The 16,832-nt window shown below is 68.3% G+C and carries 16 protein-coding genes and 1 tRNA gene; 4 read left to right on the forward strand and 13 right to left on the reverse strand.

The genetic code is table 11. The features are described from left to right. Positions 1-15: 15 nt before the first annotated feature. A complete protein-coding gene (locus tag AC1MLT_RS15885) occupies positions 16-909 on the reverse strand; it encodes an ABC transporter permease (RefSeq protein WP_481033156.1) in 894 nt (297 codons plus the stop codon). Beyond that, positions 906-1,856, reverse strand: coding sequence for an ABC transporter permease (locus AC1MLT_RS15890; protein ID WP_481033157.1), 951 nt, complete (start codon positions 1,854-1,856; stop codon positions 906-908). Before AC1MLT_RS15890 ends, AC1MLT_RS15885 begins: the two co-directional genes overlap by 4 nt. 62 nt (positions 1,857-1,918) lie before the next feature. On the opposite strand from AC1MLT_RS15890, the gene AC1MLT_RS15895 reads away from it, so the two are divergent. Further along, a complete protein-coding gene (locus AC1MLT_RS15895; RefSeq protein WP_481033158.1) occupies positions 1,919-2,176 on the forward strand; it encodes a YfhL family 4Fe-4S dicluster ferredoxin in 258 nt (85 codons plus the stop codon). A 93-nt stretch (positions 2,177-2,269) separates the two neighbouring features. Here AC1MLT_RS15895 and AC1MLT_RS15900 read toward each other — a convergent pair whose 3' ends face one another. The 8 genes from AC1MLT_RS15900 to AC1MLT_RS15935 all read right to left on the reverse strand — a co-directional run bounded on the left by AC1MLT_RS15900 (position 2,270) and on the right by AC1MLT_RS15935 (position 9,093). Further along, positions 2,270-2,860, reverse strand: a complete 591-nt coding sequence (locus AC1MLT_RS15900; protein WP_481033159.1) for a hypothetical protein — start codon at positions 2,858-2,860, stop codon at positions 2,270-2,272. Between the two features lie 76 nt (positions 2,861-2,936). Then, positions 2,937-3,608 (reverse strand): aminoacyl-tRNA hydrolase, encoded by a 672-nt coding sequence (pth, locus tag AC1MLT_RS15905; protein ID WP_481033160.1) that lies wholly within the window; start codon positions 3,606-3,608, stop codon positions 2,937-2,939. Positions 3,609-3,726: 118 nt separating this feature from the next. Beyond that, complete coding sequence (locus AC1MLT_RS15910) at positions 3,727-4,392, reverse strand: 50S ribosomal protein L25/general stress protein Ctc (RefSeq protein ID WP_481033161.1); 666 nt, start codon at positions 4,390-4,392, stop codon at positions 3,727-3,729. 116 nt (positions 4,393-4,508) lie between these two features. Next, entirely contained in the window at positions 4,509-5,480 is a 972-nt protein-coding gene (locus AC1MLT_RS15915) for a ribose-phosphate pyrophosphokinase (RefSeq protein WP_481033162.1), read from the reverse strand. Between the two features lie 130 nt (positions 5,481-5,610). After that, positions 5,611-5,687, reverse strand: a tRNA-Gln gene (locus AC1MLT_RS15920). A gap of 75 nt (positions 5,688-5,762) precedes the next feature. Then, positions 5,763-6,644, reverse strand: a complete 882-nt coding sequence (gene ispE, locus AC1MLT_RS15925) for a 4-(cytidine 5'-diphospho)-2-C-methyl-D-erythritol kinase (RefSeq protein ID WP_481033163.1) — start codon at positions 6,642-6,644, stop codon at positions 5,763-5,765. Positions 6,645-6,729: 85 nt separating this feature from the next. After that, positions 6,730-7,257 (reverse strand): lipoprotein insertase outer membrane protein LolB, encoded by a 528-nt coding sequence (locus AC1MLT_RS15930; protein ID WP_481033164.1) that lies wholly within the window; start codon positions 7,255-7,257, stop codon positions 6,730-6,732. Beyond that, positions 7,258-9,093 (reverse strand): tetratricopeptide repeat protein, encoded by a 1,836-nt coding sequence (locus tag AC1MLT_RS15935; protein WP_481035053.1) that lies wholly within the window; start codon positions 9,091-9,093, stop codon positions 7,258-7,260. 119 nt (positions 9,094-9,212) lie between these two features. Between AC1MLT_RS15935 and mutM the strand changes: the two genes are divergently transcribed. The 3 genes from mutM to mutY all read left to right on the forward strand — a co-directional run bounded on the left by mutM (position 9,213) and on the right by mutY (position 13,154). Further along, a complete protein-coding gene (gene mutM, locus AC1MLT_RS15940; protein ID WP_481033165.1) occupies positions 9,213-10,028 on the forward strand; it encodes a bifunctional DNA-formamidopyrimidine glycosylase/DNA-(apurinic or apyrimidinic site) lyase in 816 nt (271 codons plus the stop codon). 74 nt (positions 10,029-10,102) lie between these two features. Further along, on the forward strand, positions 10,103-12,070 hold the full coding sequence (locus AC1MLT_RS15945; RefSeq protein ID WP_481033166.1) for a dynamin family protein: 1,968 nt from the start codon (positions 10,103-10,105) through the stop codon (positions 12,068-12,070). Continuing rightward, the gene (gene mutY, locus AC1MLT_RS15950; protein WP_481033167.1) at positions 12,051-13,154 is read left to right on the forward strand and encodes an A/G-specific adenine glycosylase; all 1,104 of its coding nucleotides are present in this window, start codon (positions 12,051-12,053) and stop codon (positions 13,152-13,154) included. Before AC1MLT_RS15945 ends, mutY begins: the two co-directional genes overlap by 20 nt. Positions 13,155-13,233: 79 nt before the next feature. Here the strand turns inward: mutY and rapZ are convergent, their stop codons facing one another. From rapZ to AC1MLT_RS15965, 3 genes are all read right to left on the reverse strand, one after another. Continuing rightward, positions 13,234-14,193 carry an RNase adapter RapZ gene (gene rapZ, locus AC1MLT_RS15955; RefSeq protein WP_481033168.1) on the reverse strand — a complete coding sequence of 320 codons (960 nt, stop codon included), beginning with the start codon at positions 14,191-14,193 and terminating at the stop codon, positions 13,234-13,236. Beyond that, entirely contained in the window at positions 14,190-15,869 is a 1,680-nt protein-coding gene (gene recN, locus AC1MLT_RS15960; RefSeq protein ID WP_481033169.1) for a DNA repair protein RecN, read from the reverse strand. Before recN ends, rapZ begins: the two co-directional genes overlap by 4 nt. A 62-nt stretch (positions 15,870-15,931) precedes the next feature. Continuing rightward, on the reverse strand, positions 15,932-16,828 hold the full coding sequence (locus AC1MLT_RS15965; protein WP_481033170.1) for an NAD kinase: 897 nt from the start codon (positions 16,826-16,828) through the stop codon (positions 15,932-15,934). Positions 16,829-16,832: the final 4 nt, after the last annotated feature.

Genomic DNA, 16,832 nt, shown 5'->3' on the forward strand with positions numbered 1-16,832 from the left:
CGCGTGGACGGGGGGTCATCGGCTGCGCGCCAGGCGCGGATCGAGCAGGTCGCGCAGGCCGTCGCCCAGCAGGTTCAGGCCGAGCACCGCCAGCGCGATCGCCAGGCCCGGCCAGACCGCCAGCAACGGCTGCTGGAACATCAGGGTCTGCGCCTCGCTCAGCATGCGGCCCCACGAGGGCTGCGGCGGCTGCGTGCCCAGGCCCAGGTACGACAGCGCCGCCTCGGCCAGGATCGCGATGGCGAAGCGGATCGTGACCTGCACGATCAGCACCGCCGAGATGTTGGGCAGCACGTGCTGGAAGGTGATCGCGAAGGCGCCCTTGCCGCAGGCGCGCGCGGCGGCCACGTATTCGCGCGACCACACCGCGTTGGCCGAGGCGCGCGTGATGCGGGCGAAGGTCGGGATGTTGTAGATGCCGATGGCGACGATGGCGTTGACGATGCCGGCACCGAACACCGCCGTCAGCATGATCGCCGACAGGATGGCCGGGAACGCCATCGAGAAGTCGCACACGCGCATCACCGCTTCCTCGACCCAGCCGCGCCGCGCCGCCGCCAGCAGGCCCAGCGCGGTGCCCACCACCAGGCCGATGCCCACGGCGATCACGCCGACCAGGATGGAGGCCCGCGCCCCCACCAGCAGCAGCGAGGCGACATCGCGCCCGAAGGCGTCGGTGCCCAGCCAGTGCGCCGCCGTCGGCGACTGCAGCTTGGCCGGCATGTCCATCTCGTAGGGCGACCACGGCGCCCAGACCAGCGACAGCAGCGCGGCGGCGACCAGCAGCAGCGTCAGCACGAAGCCGATCGCGAAGCTGCGGTGCCGCCAGGCCCGCGACCAGAAGCCGGGCGGCCGCGCCGGTGGCGGCGCGCCGATGACGGCGGTGAGGGAGGACGGCGGCGCGCTCATACGTCGGAGGCCTTGATGCGCGGGTCGATCACGGCATAGAGCACGTCGACCACGAAATTGACGATCACCACCAGCGCCGCGAGCAGCATCACGCAGTTGCGCACCACCACCAGGTCGCGGTTGCTGATGGCCTGGAAGATCAGCCGGCCGAGACCGGGCAGATAGAACACGTTCTCCACCACGATGGTGCCGGCGAGCAGTTCCGAGAACTGCATGCCCATCACCGTGATCACCGGGATCAACGCGTTGCGCAGCACGTGCAGCCACAGCACGGCGCGCCGCGACACGCCCTTGGCGCGCGCCGTGCGCACGAAGTCCTCGCGCAGCACCTCCAGCACGGCCGAGCGCGTGATGCGCGCCAGGATCGCCGCCTGCACCACCGCCAGCGACAGCGCCGGCAGCAGCAGCGACTTCACGCCCGCGCCCACGCCCTCGCTCCAGCCCTCGAAGCCGCCGGCGGAGAACCACTGCAGCTTCACCGAGAACACCAGGATCAGCAGGATGGCGAACCAGAAATTCGGAATGGCGATGCCGACCTGCGCCAGCCCCATCAGGCCGACGTCGCCGAGCCGGTTGTGGCGCGCCGCGGCCGTCACGCCGACGACCAGCGCCAGCACGGTCGTCAGGGTCATCGCCATCAGGGCCAGCGGCACGGTCAGCGCCAGGCGTTCGAGGATCAGGTCGAGCACCGGCGAGCCATAGGCATAGCTGTCGCCCAGGTTGCCGGTCAGCAGACCGCCGACCCAGTGCCAGTAGCGCGTCCAGGCCGGCTGGTCCAGGCCGAGCTTGGTGGCCAGGGCCGCCACCGCGTCGGGCGAGGCATCGGGACCCATGAGGATCTGCGCGGCGTTGCCGGGCAGGATCTCGAGCACCAGGAAGACGATGACCGAGGCGCCGATCAACGTGCCGATCAGGGTCGCGAGACGTTTGAGGAGGAAGAGACTCATGGGGCGGGGCGCAGCATAACCGGACCGTCGCAATAGATGTGCCCGATCCGGATAATCGCGGCATGGCCCTGATGATCACCGACGAATGCATCAACTGCGACGTGTGCGAGCCCGAGTGCCCGAACGACGCCATTTCCATGGGCGAGCAGATCTACGTGATCGATCCGCGCAAGTGCACGGAATGCGTCGGGCACTTCGACGAGCCGCAGTGCGTGCAGATCTGTCCGGTGGCGTGCATTCCCGTGAGTCCCGACCACGTCGAGACCCGGGAGACGCTGTACGAGCGCTATCTGCGGCTGCAGGCCGGGAAGACCGATTGACCGCGCCGGCCCGATGCAACGGCCGACCGGAGCGGCGGGCACCCGGAGCGACGCGGCGCCTGGCGTGACCCGACGCCGAGCGCGAGCCGCCGTCTAGCGCGAGCCGGTGCCTGCGGCCTGGGCGACGAAGGAGTCGCCGGTGGCATGCCTGCCGCCGCCGCGCTTGCCGCTGCCGCTTTTCTTGCCGCCCTGGCGCCGGGCATGTTCGCGCTTGTCGAGCATGGCCAGGCGCGCGGTCTCGCGCGCCTGGGCCTGGGCCAGGCGTTGCTGGGCGAGCAGCAGCCGGTCGTTGCGCGCGGCCAGGGCCTGTTCGGCATGCAGGCGGTCGCGTTCCATGGCGTCGGCGCGGGCCTCGATGCGTCGCGTGGCCTCGTCGGCGGCGCGCCGGGCCCCTTCGTCGGGCGCGGCGATGGCGTCGATGCGTCGGCCGCCGGGGCAGGGGGTGTCGCTGTAGGCATTGCCGCAGCGCCATGCGGGCGCGGCCTCGACGGGCGCCGGCAGCGCCAGCACCGTCGTCAGCAGGATCGAGCCGAGGCATGCCACGGCCCTGAGCGAACAACACGCCTCGAACCGTGCCGGGCATTCCGGCCCGTTGGGCTCGATGGGAGCCGAGATCACGGCGCCTGCGCCGTGGCCGCTCCAGCGATGCGTGAGGGTCTCGTGGAACGGATGTTCGTTTTTCATGCGGCTCTCCCTGGCGTCCTGCCTGTTTCGTCGGATCGTCGCGCCGTGCATCGGCGCGCCGTCCGATCGTGCCGCGTCAGGTGCCGGATGCCGCGCCTCCGGTCGCGGGAGGCGTGCCTGCCGTCGGCGCGGCGGTCCCGTCGTCGGGCGCGCGTCGCGCAGGCTTCGGCCGGGGCGGCTTGGTGGTGTGGATCTGCTGCATGGCCTTGACCATGTCGCCGGCCTGCAGCGCGGGCATGGCGTGCAGCGAGCGCGTGATGGCATCGTCGATGGCGTCGCGCTGCTCCTTCAGCGGCTTCTTCAGCACCCAGCCGACCACTTCCGATTTCGCGCCCGGATGACCGATGCCCAGGCGCAGGCGCCAGTAGTCGCCGGTCCCGAGTTGCGCGTGGATGTCGCGCAGACCGTTGTGGCCGGCATGGCTGCCGCCGAACTTGAGCTTGGCCTCGCCGGGCACGACGTCGAGTTCGTCGTGGACCACCAGGATCTCGGCCGGCTCGATCTTGAAGAAGCGCGCCAGCGCCGCCACCGACTTGCCCGACAGGTTCATGAAGGTCTGCGGTTCCAGCAGCCAGACCGGCTGGCCGGCGATCTGCGTGCGGGCCACCAGCGCGTGATAGGCGCGCTCGGGCGTCAGGTGGAGTTTGAGATCGCGCGCCAGGGCGTCGATCCACCAGAAACCGGCGTTGTGCCGGGTGGCTTCGTATTCCGGGCCCGGATTGCCGAGGCCGACGAACAGTTTGATCATGGGGCGGGATTATCGAGGCGCCACCCGTGCCGGCCGGAAGGCACCAAGCAAACGGCCCGCGCGAGGCGGGCCGTCGGACTGCGACCCCGAAGGGCGGTCGCAGGAGAAGCGCGTCGAATTACTTCTTGGCGGTCTTGGCGGGAGCGGCCTTGCCACCCTTGCCGGCGGGCGCCGCGGGGGCGGCAGCGGCTTCGGCGCCTTCGACGACCGGATCGATCTCCTCGGCGGCCGGCGGCGTGGCCGAGGCCAGCACCGGGCTGGCCTTGCCGTGGCTCACCCAACGCACGCCGCGGGGCAGCTTGATGTCCTTGAGCGTGACGGTGCCGTTCTTCTTCAGGCCGGAGAGGTCGACCTCGATGAATTCGGGCAGTTCGGAGGGCAGGCAGTTCACTTCGAGTTCGGTCGTCACGTGGCTGACCAGGTTCTGCTCGAGCTTGACGGCGTCGGATTCTTCCTCGCCCTTGAAGTGCAGCGGCACCTTCATGGTCATGCGGGTACGGGCATCGACGCGCTGGAAGTCGATGTGCTGCACCAGCTGGCGGAACGGGTGGTACTGCACGTCGCGCAGGAGCACCTTGCTCACGGTGCCGCCGAGATCCATCTCGAGCACGGACGCGTGGAAGGCTTCCTTCTTGAGGGCGTGCCACAGCGCGTTGTGGTCGATCTCGATGAGTTGCGGGGCGGTGTCGCCACCGTAGACGATACCGGGCGTCTTGCCCGAGATGCGGAGACGGCGGCTCGCACCCGTGCCCTGCTTGGCGCGCTCAAAAGCGACGAATTTCATGATCAAACTCCTTGGAGCGACGGCGGGATTGCCATGCGCTTCGTGTCGACGTCCACCGCGACCAGTGCGACATCGGTTTCAGATTGGCTTCCCGCGGAGGGAAGCCGGCCAATGACTCAGAACAGGGAATCCTGATCCGAGAACAAACTCATCACCGACTCGCCCTTGGCGATGCGCTGGATCGTCTCGCCGATGAGCGGAGCGACGGAGACCTGACGGATCTTCGAGCAGGCCAGGGCGCTGTCGGACAGCGGGATGGTGTTGGTCACGACGATCTCGTCGAGGGCGGAGCCCTGGATGCGCTCGATCGCGGGACCGGAGAAGATGGGATGGGTGATGTAGGCGTACACCTTCTTGGCGCCGCGCTCCTTGAGCACCTCGGCGGCCTTCACCAGCGTGCCGGCGGTGTCGATCATGTCGTCCATGATCACGCAGTTGCGGCCGTCGATCTCGCCGATGACATTCATGACCTCGCTCACGTTCGCCTTCGGGCGACGCTTGTCGATGATCGCGAGGTCGGTGTTGAGCTGCTTGGCCAGGGCCCGGGCCCGCACCACGCCGCCCACGTCGGGCGACACCACGATCAAGTCCTCGTACTTCTTCTGGCGCAGGTCGCCCAGCAACACGGGGGAGGCATAGATGTTGTCGACCGGGATGTCGAAGAATCCCTGGATCTGGTCGGCGTGCAGGTCCATCGTGAGCACGCGCTCGACGCCGACGGTCTCCAGCAGGTTGGCCACGACGCGGGCCGAGATGGGCACCCGGCTGGAGCGGGGACGGCGGTCCTGGCGGGCATAACCGTAGTAGGGGATGACGGCGCTGATGCGTTCGGCCGACGCGCGCTTGAGCGCGTCGACCATGATCAGCAACTCCATCAGGTTCTCGTTGGTCGGCGCACAGGTGGACTGGATCACGAAGACGTCGCGGGCGCGTACGTTCTGGTTGATCTCCACGGTGACTTCGCCATCGGAGAAGCGGCCGACGCGGGCGGCGCCGAGTTCCGTGCCGAGATGCTTTGCGATGTCCGCAGCCAGGCCAGGATTGGCATTGCCGGTGAAAAGCATGAAGTCAGGGGATTGAACCTGCATGAGCGCGTCCAGCAATGCAAAAGCTTATCGAGAAGAGCGGCCAGTGTTCTGGAGCCTTCGCATCGCAAGTGCCTCGGAGCCAGCACCGGGGTTTCCGGCACCACGGCCCGGAGGCCGCGGTTTCGTGTTTTGGCAGGGGAGAAAGGATTCGAACCTTTGCATGCTGGAATCAAAATCCAGTGCCTTAACCAGCTTGGCGACTCCCCTACACGGGTCGGCGATTTGCATCACCAACCGATATATGTCGCGCCGAAACGCATCACGCGATCCGGCATCTACCTCTTAGTCTACCCAGCCCGCGAGGGGATGAATATCCAGATTGCTGCATTCGCGGACTTGCCAGCCCACAGGGGGGATGGCTGATGCCGTTTCATGCCACGTATTGTCCTCGATCGACCCGGGTGGAGTGTTCATCAAAGCGAACACCGCGCTTCCCGAGCCGGTCATCCGGGCCTTGAATCCTTGGTCGCCGAGCCATCGGATGGCTTCGGAGACCTCGGGGCAAAGCCGTTGGGCAACCGGTTGCAGGTCGTTATGTCCAAACTCGTAAGTCTGATCAATGTGCCCTGCAGCAAAGCCAGAAAGTATAGCAGCAGGAGTTGCACGTTCAAGATCCGATGCCATAAAAATACTGCGTGTATCGATTCCGGCAGTGGGTTTGACCACTATGAAGCGAGCCGACGGCAGATCCACCGGCGTCATCCGCTCGCCGATGCCTTCCACCCAGGCATGTCGTCCACCGATGAAGAACGGCACGTCCGCACCCAGCGACAGCCCGATCGCGGCGAGCGTCGAACGTGGCAGTCGCAGGTCCCACAGTCGGTTGAGCGCGAGCAGGCAGGTGGCCGCATCCGACGAGCCGCCGCCCATGCCGGCCTGGGCCGGTATCTGCTTGTCGACGGCGATGTGCGCGCCCAGTCCCGGCCGCGCGAACTTCTGCAAGGCGCGAGCGGCACGCAGGATCAGGTCGTCTTCGGGCAGTGGGGAGGTGAGGTCCTCGCGACTGAGTCCGCCATCGCGACGCAGTTCGACATGCAAGGTGTCGGCCCAGTCGATCAGCATGAAGACGGATTGCAGCAGGTGGTAGCCGTCGTCGCGTCGTCCCGTGATGTGCAGGAAGAGGTTCAGCTTCGCCGGGGCCGGCAGGTCGTAGAGTGTTTTCATCGGGAGGGACGCGCGACGAACGAGCTATTGAACGAGCTATTGAACGAGCGATGGGACGACCGGGCGGACGGGGAAGGCCGGCGCTTCAGGATTGCTCGAACACGATGCGCAGATCGGTGCGCGGCGCTGGCGTCTCCCGCACGACCCGCAGCCGGCCCTGGGCGATCTGTTGAAGGTCGGGCTGCCAACCAGCCACGCGTTCATCACGGCCGGCCAGCCAGCCGAACAATGCGCGCACCGGAATGGCCGCGCCCGTGGCCGCGATCAGCAGCGCATCGACGGACTCGTAGCGCCGGGTCTCGTTGCCGTTCCTGAGCACCGCCTCGGTCGGCGACCAGTTCAGTTCGGCGAGGGTGCTGCCGATCGGGCTCGTCAGTGTCAGGGTGCCGCGTTCGGGCGAGCCACGCAGGTCGAACAGGGCGGCGAAGCTCTGCGGCGGATTGCTCTCGACTTGCAGCGACAGCCGACCGCTCCAGTTGTCGCTGGGCGTCGACGTCCCCGCCGACGAAGCTTCCCTGGATGGACGGGGCGTGGCGCAGCCGGCGAGCAGCAAAGCCAGACTCCAGCCTCCGATCAACCGGCCGGCGGCACGCCGGTGGAGTGATGCTTCCATCTACAGCTTGACCCGCAGTCGCTTGAGCGTCTCCTGCAGCGTCTCGTTCTCGGCATCGGCGAGTGCGGCTTCGCGCCAGATCTTGAGCGCCGCGTCGCGTTCGCCGGCGGTCCACAGCACCTCGCCGTAATGGGCACCGATCTCGGGGTCGGGCCGGCGCTGATAGGCGGCTTCGAGGATGCGTCGCGCGTTGTCCGTGTTGCCGAGCCGGAACTCGACCCAGCCCAGGCTGTCGGCGATGAACGGGTCCTGCGGCGACAGGTCGACCGCCTTGCGGATCAGCGTGCGTGCCTCGTCGAGCCGCAACTTGCGATCGGCGAGCGAGTAGCCGAGCGCGTTGTAGGCGTTGTGGTTGTCGGGCCGCAGCACCATCAGGCGGCGCAGCAGGCGTTCCATCTCGTCGAGCCGCTGGAGCTTCTCGGCCGTCATGGCCTGGTCGTAGAGCAGGTCGGGATCGTCGGGCTTGGCGACGAGGGCCTCGGCCAGGAAGTCGTAGGCCAGCTGGTATTGCTTGGCTTCGCGCAGGACCTGGAGCTCGGCCTGCTGCTGGCGCGTCTTCTCCTCGGCCGTGCCGGTCGGCAACTCGCGGATCATCTCGCGCGCCTGCTGCACCTTGCCCTGGCGTGCCAGCAGCAGGGCGCTGCGCAATTGCACGGCCGCGCGATCCTCGGATCCATCGATGCGGGAGAGCCAGCGCGCGGCGCCCGTGTAGTCCTTGCGCCGTTCGGCCAGCTGCGAGAGCAGCAGGTAGGCCTGCGTCAGGCCGCGCTTGCTGTCCTCCTTGGCATCGGCCGCGGTCGCCAGGGCCACATAGCGCAGCGCCGACTTCTCGGCGGCGGCGTCCTGCCGCGCCTGTCCCTGCAGGCTGGCCAGGAGCACCCAGGGCACGGGCAGGTCGGGTTGTTCGGTGGTCAGGCGCGAGAGCTCGGTCGTCGCATCGGCATAGCGGCGCAATTCGACCAGGGCCTGGGCATAGGCGACGCGTATCTCGGGCTGCGTCCTGGCGCCGGCGAGATAGCGCTGGACGATGGCTTCGGCTTCGGGCTGGCCGAGGGTCATGAGGTCGAGCGCCAGGATCGCCGGGGCCTCGGAGGCAGCATCGGCGGCCTGTCCAGCGATCGCTGCCTGCAGCGCCCCAGGCAGGTCGCCGGCGACGATGCGCATGCGGCCGATGGTGGCCCATGCGAGACCGGCGGTGGCGGGGTTCTTCACCTCATCGGCCAATGCCTGCTCGACCACCCGGGCCGCGGTCGCCTTGTCGGCCGCGCGACCATAGTTGCGCGCGATCACGGCCATCAGCAACGGGCGTTCGGGCAGGGGTGTCGCCGCGATCTCGCTGCGCAGCAGTGGCGCGGTCTCGTCGAGGCGGTTGAGCGCGATCAGGATCTGGAGCTCGAAGCGCCGGCCCTCGCGCGTGTCGGGAAGGGTCTGCTGCCAGGCACGCGCCGCGGCGAGCGCGGCATCACCCGAGCGGGCCTGCAGGGCGATCTCCACGGCACGCTGGAACAGGGCCTCGTCGCGCGTGCGCCGGGCCGCGTCGAGCACCAGCGCATAGCCGGCACCCGGGTCGCCGGAGCGCAGCGTGATCTCGCCCATCAGGACTTCATAAAAGAGTTCGGCCGTCAGGGCCGACTTACGGGACGCCGAAGCGGTCGCGTCGGGCGCCGCGGCGACCGGTGCCGGCTTGACGATGGGTGCCGGGCTGGTGGGCTGGGCCGGTGCCGGCAGTCCACTGGGCTCGGGAGCGACGGGCCCCGTCTGCGCCTGCGCCGCGAGTGCGATCAGCGTGAGGGAAATGGCTGCCGCAAGGCGGAATCGTCGGGGCGGTGGGGTCATCGAACTCATAATAATCCAAGGTTTTTCATGTGAGCGGCGGGAGGACATCGGGTTCCCCGACGCCACGACCTTCATCCGCGCTCCGGCGTGCTTCCGCTGTCCGTCCACATCCCTTTCACATGCCCGAACTCCCCGAAGTCGAAGTCGCCCGCCGCGGCTTCGTCGACCGTATCGCCGGCGCCCGCATCGATGCCGTGCGCATGGGCAAGCCCCTGCGCTGGGCGCTGGGGATCGATCCCGGCGTGCTGGTCGGACGCACCGTGCGGACCGTGCGCCGGCGCGGCAAGTACATGCTGCTCGATCTCGACCAAGGCCTGCTGCTGCTGCACCTGGGCATGTCGGGCAGCCTGCGCTTCGACGCCGTGCTGCCCGAGCCGGGTTCGCACGACCACTTCGATCTGGCGACCAGTCGGGGCACCCTGCGCCTCAACGATCCCCGGCGCTTCGGCGCGGTCGTGTACGTGGAGGACGAGACCTCGCCGCTGGCGGTCAAGCTGCTGGGCGGACTCGGCATGGAGCCCCTGGATGGCAGCTTCGAGTTCGATGCCTTCCATGCCGGACTGCAGAAACGCCGCGCGCCGATCAAGCAGGTGCTGCTGGCCGGCGACGTGGTGGTCGGCGTCGGCAACATCTATGCGTCCGAGGCCCTGTTCCTGGCCGGCATCCGGCCGACGGTGGCGGCGTCGCGCATCAGCCGGCCCCGCGCTCTGCGCCTGCATGCCGTGATCCAGGATCTGCTCGCGCGCGCGGTCGAACGTGGCGGCACGACCCTGCGGGACTTCTCGAACATCGATGGCCAGCATGGCCATTTCCAGCTCGACACCACCGTCTATGGTCGTCAGGGCGAGCCCTGCCGGATCTGCGGCACGCCGATCCGGCAGGTGCGACAGGGCCAAAGATCGACGTTTTTCTGTCCTAATTGTCAGAAGTACTAATAAATACCGCACCTTGGCTCGTCGAGCGTGCGAGCCCGCTGCTATATTTTGTCAACAACTTTTTACATTTCAACTTGAGCCGCTCTTTCAATCAGCAACTCGACCAGCACGGCGTCTGGCGTCGCAATGTCGCCCGACGGCTCGAAGAGCTGTCCGCCTGGCTGGGCGAGCACGACCTGCTCGACCTGTCGGTCGCCGAACGCCTGCGCGAGCTCGAGACGCAACTGCGCACGAGCAAGGTGATGGTCGCCTTCGTTGCCGAGTTCTCGCGCGGCAAGTCGGAACTCATCAACGCGATCTTCTTCGCCGGCTATGGTCGCCGCATCATGCCGGCGAGCGCCGGTCGCACGACCATGTGCCCGACGGAGTTGGGCTACGACGCCACGCAGCCACCCAGTCTGCGGCTGCTGCCGATCGAGACGCGTCTCGAATCGTTCTCCCTGATGCACTGGCGCGAGGAACCCGCGCGCTGGACCGACGTGCCGATCGACGTCGACGATGCCGACCAGCTGGTGCAGGCGATGTCGAAGGTGGCGGATGTGCTGTGGGTGCCGCTCGACGACGCGCGTCGGCTGGGGTTCTGGAACGACAGCACGCCGGACGACAACCCCCGCCGCGATGCGCGCGGCCTGGTGGAGATCCCGCGCTGGCGCCATGCGGTGCTCAACATGCCGCATCCGCTGCTGGAGCAGGGTCTCGTGATCCTGGACACGCCCGGTCTCAATGCCATCGGCGCCGAGCCGGAGCTGACCGTGAGCCTGATCCCGCAGGCGCATGCCGTGATCTTCATCCTGGGTGCCGATACCGGCGTGACGCGTTCCGACCTGGCGATCTGGCGCGAACACCTGGTCACCGATGTCGGCGGCCGCGACACCCGGGTCGTGGTGCTCAACAAGATCGATACCCTCTGGGACAGCCTGAACACGCCCGAGCACGTCGATGCCCAGGTCGAGCGCCAGTGTCGCGGCGCCGCCGAACTGCTGGGCGTGCCGCTCGCCCAGGTGCTGCCGGTCTCGGCGCAGAAGGGCTTGCAGGCCAAGATCCGTCACGACGCGCCGCTGCTGGAGGCGAGCCGCCTGCCGGCGCTCGAGGCGGTGCTCGGCGAGGGCCTGCTGGGCAACCGGGAGAAGATGCTCCAGGCCGCGGTGCGTTCGGGGATCGCATCCCTGCGGGTGGAGGGAGCGCGGATCCTCGGCGTGCGCGAGCGCAACCTGGCCGAGCAGACGATCGAGCTCGAGGGCCTGCGCGGCAAGAACTCGGCCGTGATCCGGCAGATGCGCGCGCGCATCGAACAGGAGCAGGACGAGTTCGAGGGCAGCAACTCGCGCATCCTGGCGCTGCGTTCGGTGCAGGGCAAGCTGCTGCGCGAGGTCTACTCGGTGCTGGGCACCTCGGCGCTGCGAGCCGACATGGCCAAGCTCTCCGATGCGCTCAAGCGCCCCGGCATCAAGTTCAGCGTGCGCAAGATCTATGGCGAGACCTTCGATGCGCTGCGCAACAACCTGCGCGAGGTGCAGTCGACCACCGGCGAGATCCAGTCGATGCTGCACGCGACCTTCCGCCAGCTCAATGCCGAGCACGGCTTCACACTGCAGGCGCCGGCCGAGCCGGACCTGCTGGGCTTCGAACACCAGCTCGACCAGATCGAACAGAGCCACATCCACTACCTGGGCGTGGGCAACCTGATCAAGCTGGCCCAGGCCGACTTCTGCGACAAGCTGGTGCGGGCGCTTGCCAGCCGGCTGCGCGTGGTGAACGAGGCGGCCATGACCGAGGTCGAGCGCTGGACCAAGAGCGCCGGCGCGCAACTCGATCAGCAGCTCAAGGAGCAGCGTCGCAACTTCGGCAAGCGCATCGAATCGGTCGAGCGCATCCAGGGCGCGGCTGGCAACCTGGAGGAGCGGCTGGCCGAGATCGCCACGCAGGAGCAGGCCCTGGTCGGCATGCATGCGCGATTGGTCGAGCTCACGAGCCAGATCGACGAGCACGAGCCGGAGTCCTTCGGCGACCGCTACGGACAAGATGCCATCGGGCAGCGCTGAGCGCGCGACCACGCAGTTCCCGTTGCTCGCCCCGACATCCTCGCCACTGCCGGATTTCGCCGTTCGCGTGGTCGCCTGGCAGGCGACCCACGGTCGCAGTGAACTTCCATGGCAGAACACGCGCGACCCCTACCGGGTCTGGCTGTCGGAGGTGATGCTGCAGCAGACGCAGGTCACCACCGTGCTGGGATATTTCGCCCGTTTCCTGGATCGTTTCCCCGACGTGGCCGCCTTGGCCGCGGGCAGCGAGGACGAAGTGCTGGGCCTGTGGAGCGGTCTGGGCTACTACAGCCGGGCGCGCAACATGCATCGTTGCGCGCAGGAGGTGGTCGCGCGTTTCGATGGCGTCTTCCCGCAGACCGCCGCCGAGCTGGCCACGCTGCCCGGGATCGGCCGCTCGACCGCCGCGGCCATCGCCGCGTTCTGCTTCGGTGAGCGGGTGGCGATCCTCGACGGCAATGTCAAGCGCGTGCTGACGCGGGTCCTCGGTTTCGCCGGCGACATGTCGTCGGCGGCACAGGAGCGCATCCTGTGGGACATCGCCGGCCAACTGCTGCCACCGGCGGGTGAGCGCGATGCCATCTCGCGCTACACGCAAGGGGTGATGGACCTGGGAGCGACGGTGTGCCTCCCGCGCAAGCCCGCCTGCATCATCTGCCCGGTCGACGATGTCTGCGCGGCACGTCTCGAAGGCGCTCCCGAGCGCTATCCGGTGAAGACGCGCAAGCTCAGGCGCAGCGCCGAGACGCTCTGGATGCTGGAGGCACGCGATGCCGACGGCCGGGTATGGCTGGAGAAGCGGCCCGCGAGCGGCATCTGGGCCGGTCTGCATGCGTTGCCGGTCTTCGCCAGCCATGCCGCGCTGCTCGATGCATTGCCGCCCGCGATGCGCCTGCGGGCCGTCGACGAACCGGTCTTCGTGATCACGTTGACGCACAAGGATCTGCACATCCATCCCGTCACCGTCGCGCTCGACGACGTCACCGACCTGTCGGGACGCGAGGGAGGTCGCTGGCTGTCGACGGCCGAGTGGGCAGTGCTCGGACTGCCGGCGGCCGTTCGCAAGCGCCTCGAAGGGGGCTGACGCCGGTCCGGCTCGCGCAGCAGCCGGGTCGATCGCCCGCGACCCGACGCAGCGCCAGGACCGGCGACCGGTCGCCCGATCAACCGGCGTCGAGTTCCCGATGCCGCTTGAGCGTGGCCCAGCGCGTGCCGAAGCTGCGCGCCAGCTGTTCGACCAGGAACACCGAGCGGTGCTGTCCTCCGGTGCAGCCGATCGCCACCGTCACATAGCTGCGGTGATCGCTGGCGAGCGCATCGAGCCAGCGTTCGAGGAAGTGGGCGATGTCGTCGTACATGCGCGCCACGTCGGCATGCTCGCGCAGCCAGTCGATCACTGGAGCATCGCGCCCGGTGAGCGCGCGCAGCGCGGGCACGTAATGCGGGTTGGGCAGCATGCGCACGTCGAACACGTAGTCGGCGTCCAGCGGCACGCCGCGCTTGAAGGCGAAGGATTCGAAGACCAGCGTGAGCGTGCTCTGCGGTGCGGAGATCAGCGCCTTGACATAGCTCTGCAGCTGGGCCGGACGGATGATGCTGGTGTCGATCACGTCGGCGCCGTCGCGCAGGTCGGCGAGCAGTTCACGTTCGAGGTCGATGGCATGGATCAGCAGGCGCTGCTGCTCGGCGCCTTCGGCGCGCCGGTCCTCGCGCGACAGGGGATGGCGCCGGCGTGATTCGGAATATCGTCGCACCAGGGCCTCGGTCGTGGCCTCGAGGAACAGGGAGCGCAGCACCAGGCCGTTGCGCCGCAACTCCTCCAGCTGTTGGGGCACCAGGGGCAGCGAGACGCCGCTGCGCACGTCCATGGCCACGGCCACCTGCCGGGCATCCTGCTGGCGTTGGAGCGCGATGAAGGGCGCGAGCAGTTCGGGCGGCAGGTTGTCGACGCAATAGAAGCCCGCATCCTCCAGGGCATTGAGCGCGACCGATTTGCCCGAGCCGGACATGCCCGTGATCAACACCAGTTCCAGGCCAGCGGTCGCTTGTGGGTCGGGAGCCGGGGATGGAGCGTCGCCGGGACCGGCTCCGAGGGGCGAGGAAAGGGGCGGATCGTCGTTCATGGGGTTCTCGCATCCTGTGATCCGAGCATCTCGCGCGCATGCGCCAGCGAGGTGGTCGATACCCGCTCGCCACCGAGCATGCGGGCGATCTCCTGCACGCGATGGTCGTCCTGCAGTGGCGTGACACCGCTCTCGGTGCGTGCCTCCTCGTCGTTCGCCGCGCGGACCTGACGCTTGGCCACCAGCAGGTGGTGGTCGGCACAGGCCGCCACCTGCGGCAGATGAGTGACGGCCAGTACCTGACGGTCGCGGCCGAGTTGCTGCATCAGACGGCCGACAGTCTCGGCGACGGCGCCGCCGACACCGGCATCGACCTCGTCGAAGATCAGGGTCTGCGCCGCGCCGAGTTCGCTGGTCGTGACCGCGATGGCCAGCGCGACGCGGGACAGTTCGCCACCCGAAGCCACCTTGCCGATCGGGCGCGGCGTGCTGCCCGGATGGCCGCTGACCAGGAAGGCCACTTCCTCCAGGCCGGCGCGACCCGGTTGCGCGAGCGGCTGCAGCGCGACCTCGAAACGGCCACCCTGCATGCCCAGGCCCTGCATGGCCTGCGTGACGGCCTTCGAGAGTCGGGGCGCTGCCTGCGCGCGGACCTTGCCGAGTGCCCGTGCCTCCTTCAGATAGGCCTGTTGCGCGGTCTGTTCGGCGCGTTCGAGCGTATCGAGATCGCTCTGGGCGTCGAGCGAGCGCAGTTCGTCCTGCCAGCCGGACCACAGCGCCGGCAGGTCCTCGGGTGCGCGCTTGTAGCGCCGCGCCAGCGACATCCACAGGCCCATGCGTTCGTCGAGTTCGGCCAGGCGCTGTGGATCGGGATCCGCATGACGCAGATAGCCATGCAGCGAATGCGCGGCATCCGATGCCTGGGCGACGCTGGAGGCAAGCACCTCGGTCAGCGCCTTGAATTCCGGCTCGATGTCCTCGCAGTCCTGCAGCAGCGACAGCGCGCGATGCAGGGCCGCGAGTGCGCCCCCATCATCGTCCTCGAGCGCGGTGCGCGCGCCCTCGGCGGCATCGATCAGCGACTGCGCGTTGGCGATGCGGGTGTGGCTGCTCGAGAGTTCCTCCCATTCGTCCACGCCCGGCGCCAGCTTGGCGACCTCGCCGATCTGCCACTGCAGCCGCTCGCGCTCGCGCTGCAGCGAGTCCTGCGCGCCGCGCGCCGATTCGAGCAGGGTCGATGCCTGTCGCCAACGCTGCCAGACGCCGTCGAGCACATCGCCGCGCACGCCGGCATAGGCATCGAGCAGACCGCGCACGGCTTCGGGCCGCGTCAGGCTCTGCCAGGCATGCTGGCCATGGATGTCGAGCAGGCGGTCGCCCACCTCGCGCAGCTGCGTGGCCGTGGCCGGGCTGCCATTGATCCAGCCGCGACTGCGGCCCTGGAGGTCGACCGTGCGGCGCAGGAGCAGCATCTCGCCGCCCTCGAAGCCGCCGGCGTCCAGCCAGTCGACCAGCCGGGGGTCGGGGTCGAACTCGACGCTCACGTCCAGGCGCTCGGCGCCTTCGCGCACGGCCCCGGCATCGGCCCGGTTGCCCAAGGCGAGTTGCAGAGCGTCGATCAGTATGGATTTGCCGGCGCCGGTCTCGCCGGTCAGCACGGTGAAGCCTGCGGCCAGATCGATGTCGAGCGCGCGCACGATCACGAAGTCGCGCAAGGCGATGCGTCGCAATGCCATCAGCGTTCCTGGAAATACGGGAGTGTCGTCACGGACGAGGGAGTGTGGAAAGCCGGCATGGTTCAGGAGCCACCCTCGTTCCAGTGCAGTTTCTTGCGCAGCGTGTCGAAGTAGCTCCACCCCCTCGGGTGCAGGAAGCGCACCCGGAATTCGGAGCGCCGCACCACCACGCGATCGCCGATCTCGACCGAGGCGAGCGATTGCATGTCGAAATTGGCGCTGGCGCCACGCCCGGACACCAGTTCGACCACGATCTCGTCGGCGTCGGGCAGCAGGATGGGGCGATTGGAGAGCGTGTGCGGTGCGATCGGCACCAGCACCCAGCCTGGGATCGAAGGATGCATGAGCGGTCCGCCGGCCGACAGCGCATAGGCGGTCGATCCGGTGGGCGAGGCGATGATCAGGCCGTCGGCGCGTTGGTTGGCGACGAAATGACGACCCACCGACACCCTCAGTTCCACCATGCCGGAGGTCGCTCCACGATTGACCACCACGTCGTTCATGGCCAGCGCATCGAAGACGCAGACGTCGTCGCGCATGACCCGCGCATGCATCAGGCTGCGGTGGTCCTCCTCGTAGTCGCCAGCGAGCATGGGGACCAGGCGCGACTGATAGCTGTCGAGCGCGATGTCGGTGATGAAGCCCAGTCGACCGCGATTGATGCCGATCAGGGGCACGCCGTAGGGTGCCAGCTGGCGGCCGATGCCCAGCATCGTGCCGTCGCCGCCCACCACCAGGCCGAGATCGCAGCGTTCGCCGATCTCCTCGGCCGTGAGCGACGCATAGCGGCTGGTCTCCACGTGCTCGGCCGTCGAGCGCTCGACCACCACTTCGCACCCCTGGGATTCGAGGAAGGCGCCGATGCCTTCCATGACGCCGTCTTCCGCGCCCGCCTGGGCCCGCTGGCCCGATGCCTGGTATTTGCCGATGAGTGCGACATGCCTGAAGCGCGAGGTCATGCAT

It is taken from the genome of Variovorax sp. PEI5, from assembly GCF_056679935.1.

Coding starts and splice junctions, on each gene's coding strand:
- AC1MLT_RS15885 (WP_481033156.1), bottom strand. CDS start 909: ATGAGCGCGCCGCCGTCCTCCCTCACCGCCGTCATCGGCGCGCCGCCA.
- AC1MLT_RS15890 (WP_481033157.1), bottom strand. CDS start 1,856: ATGAGTCTCTTCCTCCTCAAACGTCTCGCGACCCTGATCGGCACGTTG.
- AC1MLT_RS15895 (WP_481033158.1), top strand. CDS start 1,919: ATGGCCCTGATGATCACCGACGAATGCATCAACTGCGACGTGTGCGAG.
- AC1MLT_RS15900 (WP_481033159.1), bottom strand. CDS start 2,860: ATGAAAAACGAACATCCGTTCCACGAGACCCTCACGCATCGCTGGAGC.
- pth (WP_481033160.1), bottom strand. CDS start 3,608: ATGATCAAACTGTTCGTCGGCCTCGGCAATCCGGGCCCGGAATACGAA.
- AC1MLT_RS15910 (WP_481033161.1), bottom strand. CDS start 4,392: ATGAAATTCGTCGCTTTTGAGCGCGCCAAGCAGGGCACGGGTGCGAGC.
- AC1MLT_RS15915 (WP_481033162.1), bottom strand. CDS start 5,480: ATGCAGGTTCAATCCCCTGACTTCATGCTTTTCACCGGCAATGCCAAT.
- ispE (WP_481033163.1), bottom strand. CDS start 6,644: ATGAAAACACTCTACGACCTGCCGGCCCCGGCGAAGCTGAACCTCTTC.
- AC1MLT_RS15930 (WP_481033164.1), bottom strand. CDS start 7,257: ATGGAAGCATCACTCCACCGGCGTGCCGCCGGCCGGTTGATCGGAGGC.
- AC1MLT_RS15935 (WP_481035053.1), bottom strand. CDS start 9,093: ATGACCCCACCGCCCCGACGATTCCGCCTTGCGGCAGCCATTTCCCTC.
- mutM (WP_481033165.1), top strand. CDS start 9,213: ATGCCCGAACTCCCCGAAGTCGAAGTCGCCCGCCGCGGCTTCGTCGAC.
- mutY (WP_481033167.1), top strand. CDS start 12,051: ATGCCATCGGGCAGCGCTGAGCGCGCGACCACGCAGTTCCCGTTGCTC.
- rapZ (WP_481033168.1), bottom strand. CDS start 14,193: ATGAACGACGATCCGCCCCTTTCCTCGCCCCTCGGAGCCGGTCCCGGC.
- recN (WP_481033169.1), bottom strand. CDS start 15,869: ATGGCATTGCGACGCATCGCCTTGCGCGACTTCGTGATCGTGCGCGCG.
- AC1MLT_RS15965 (WP_481033170.1), bottom strand. CDS start 16,828: ATGACCTCGCGCTTCAGGCATGTCGCACTCATCGGCAAATACCAGGCA.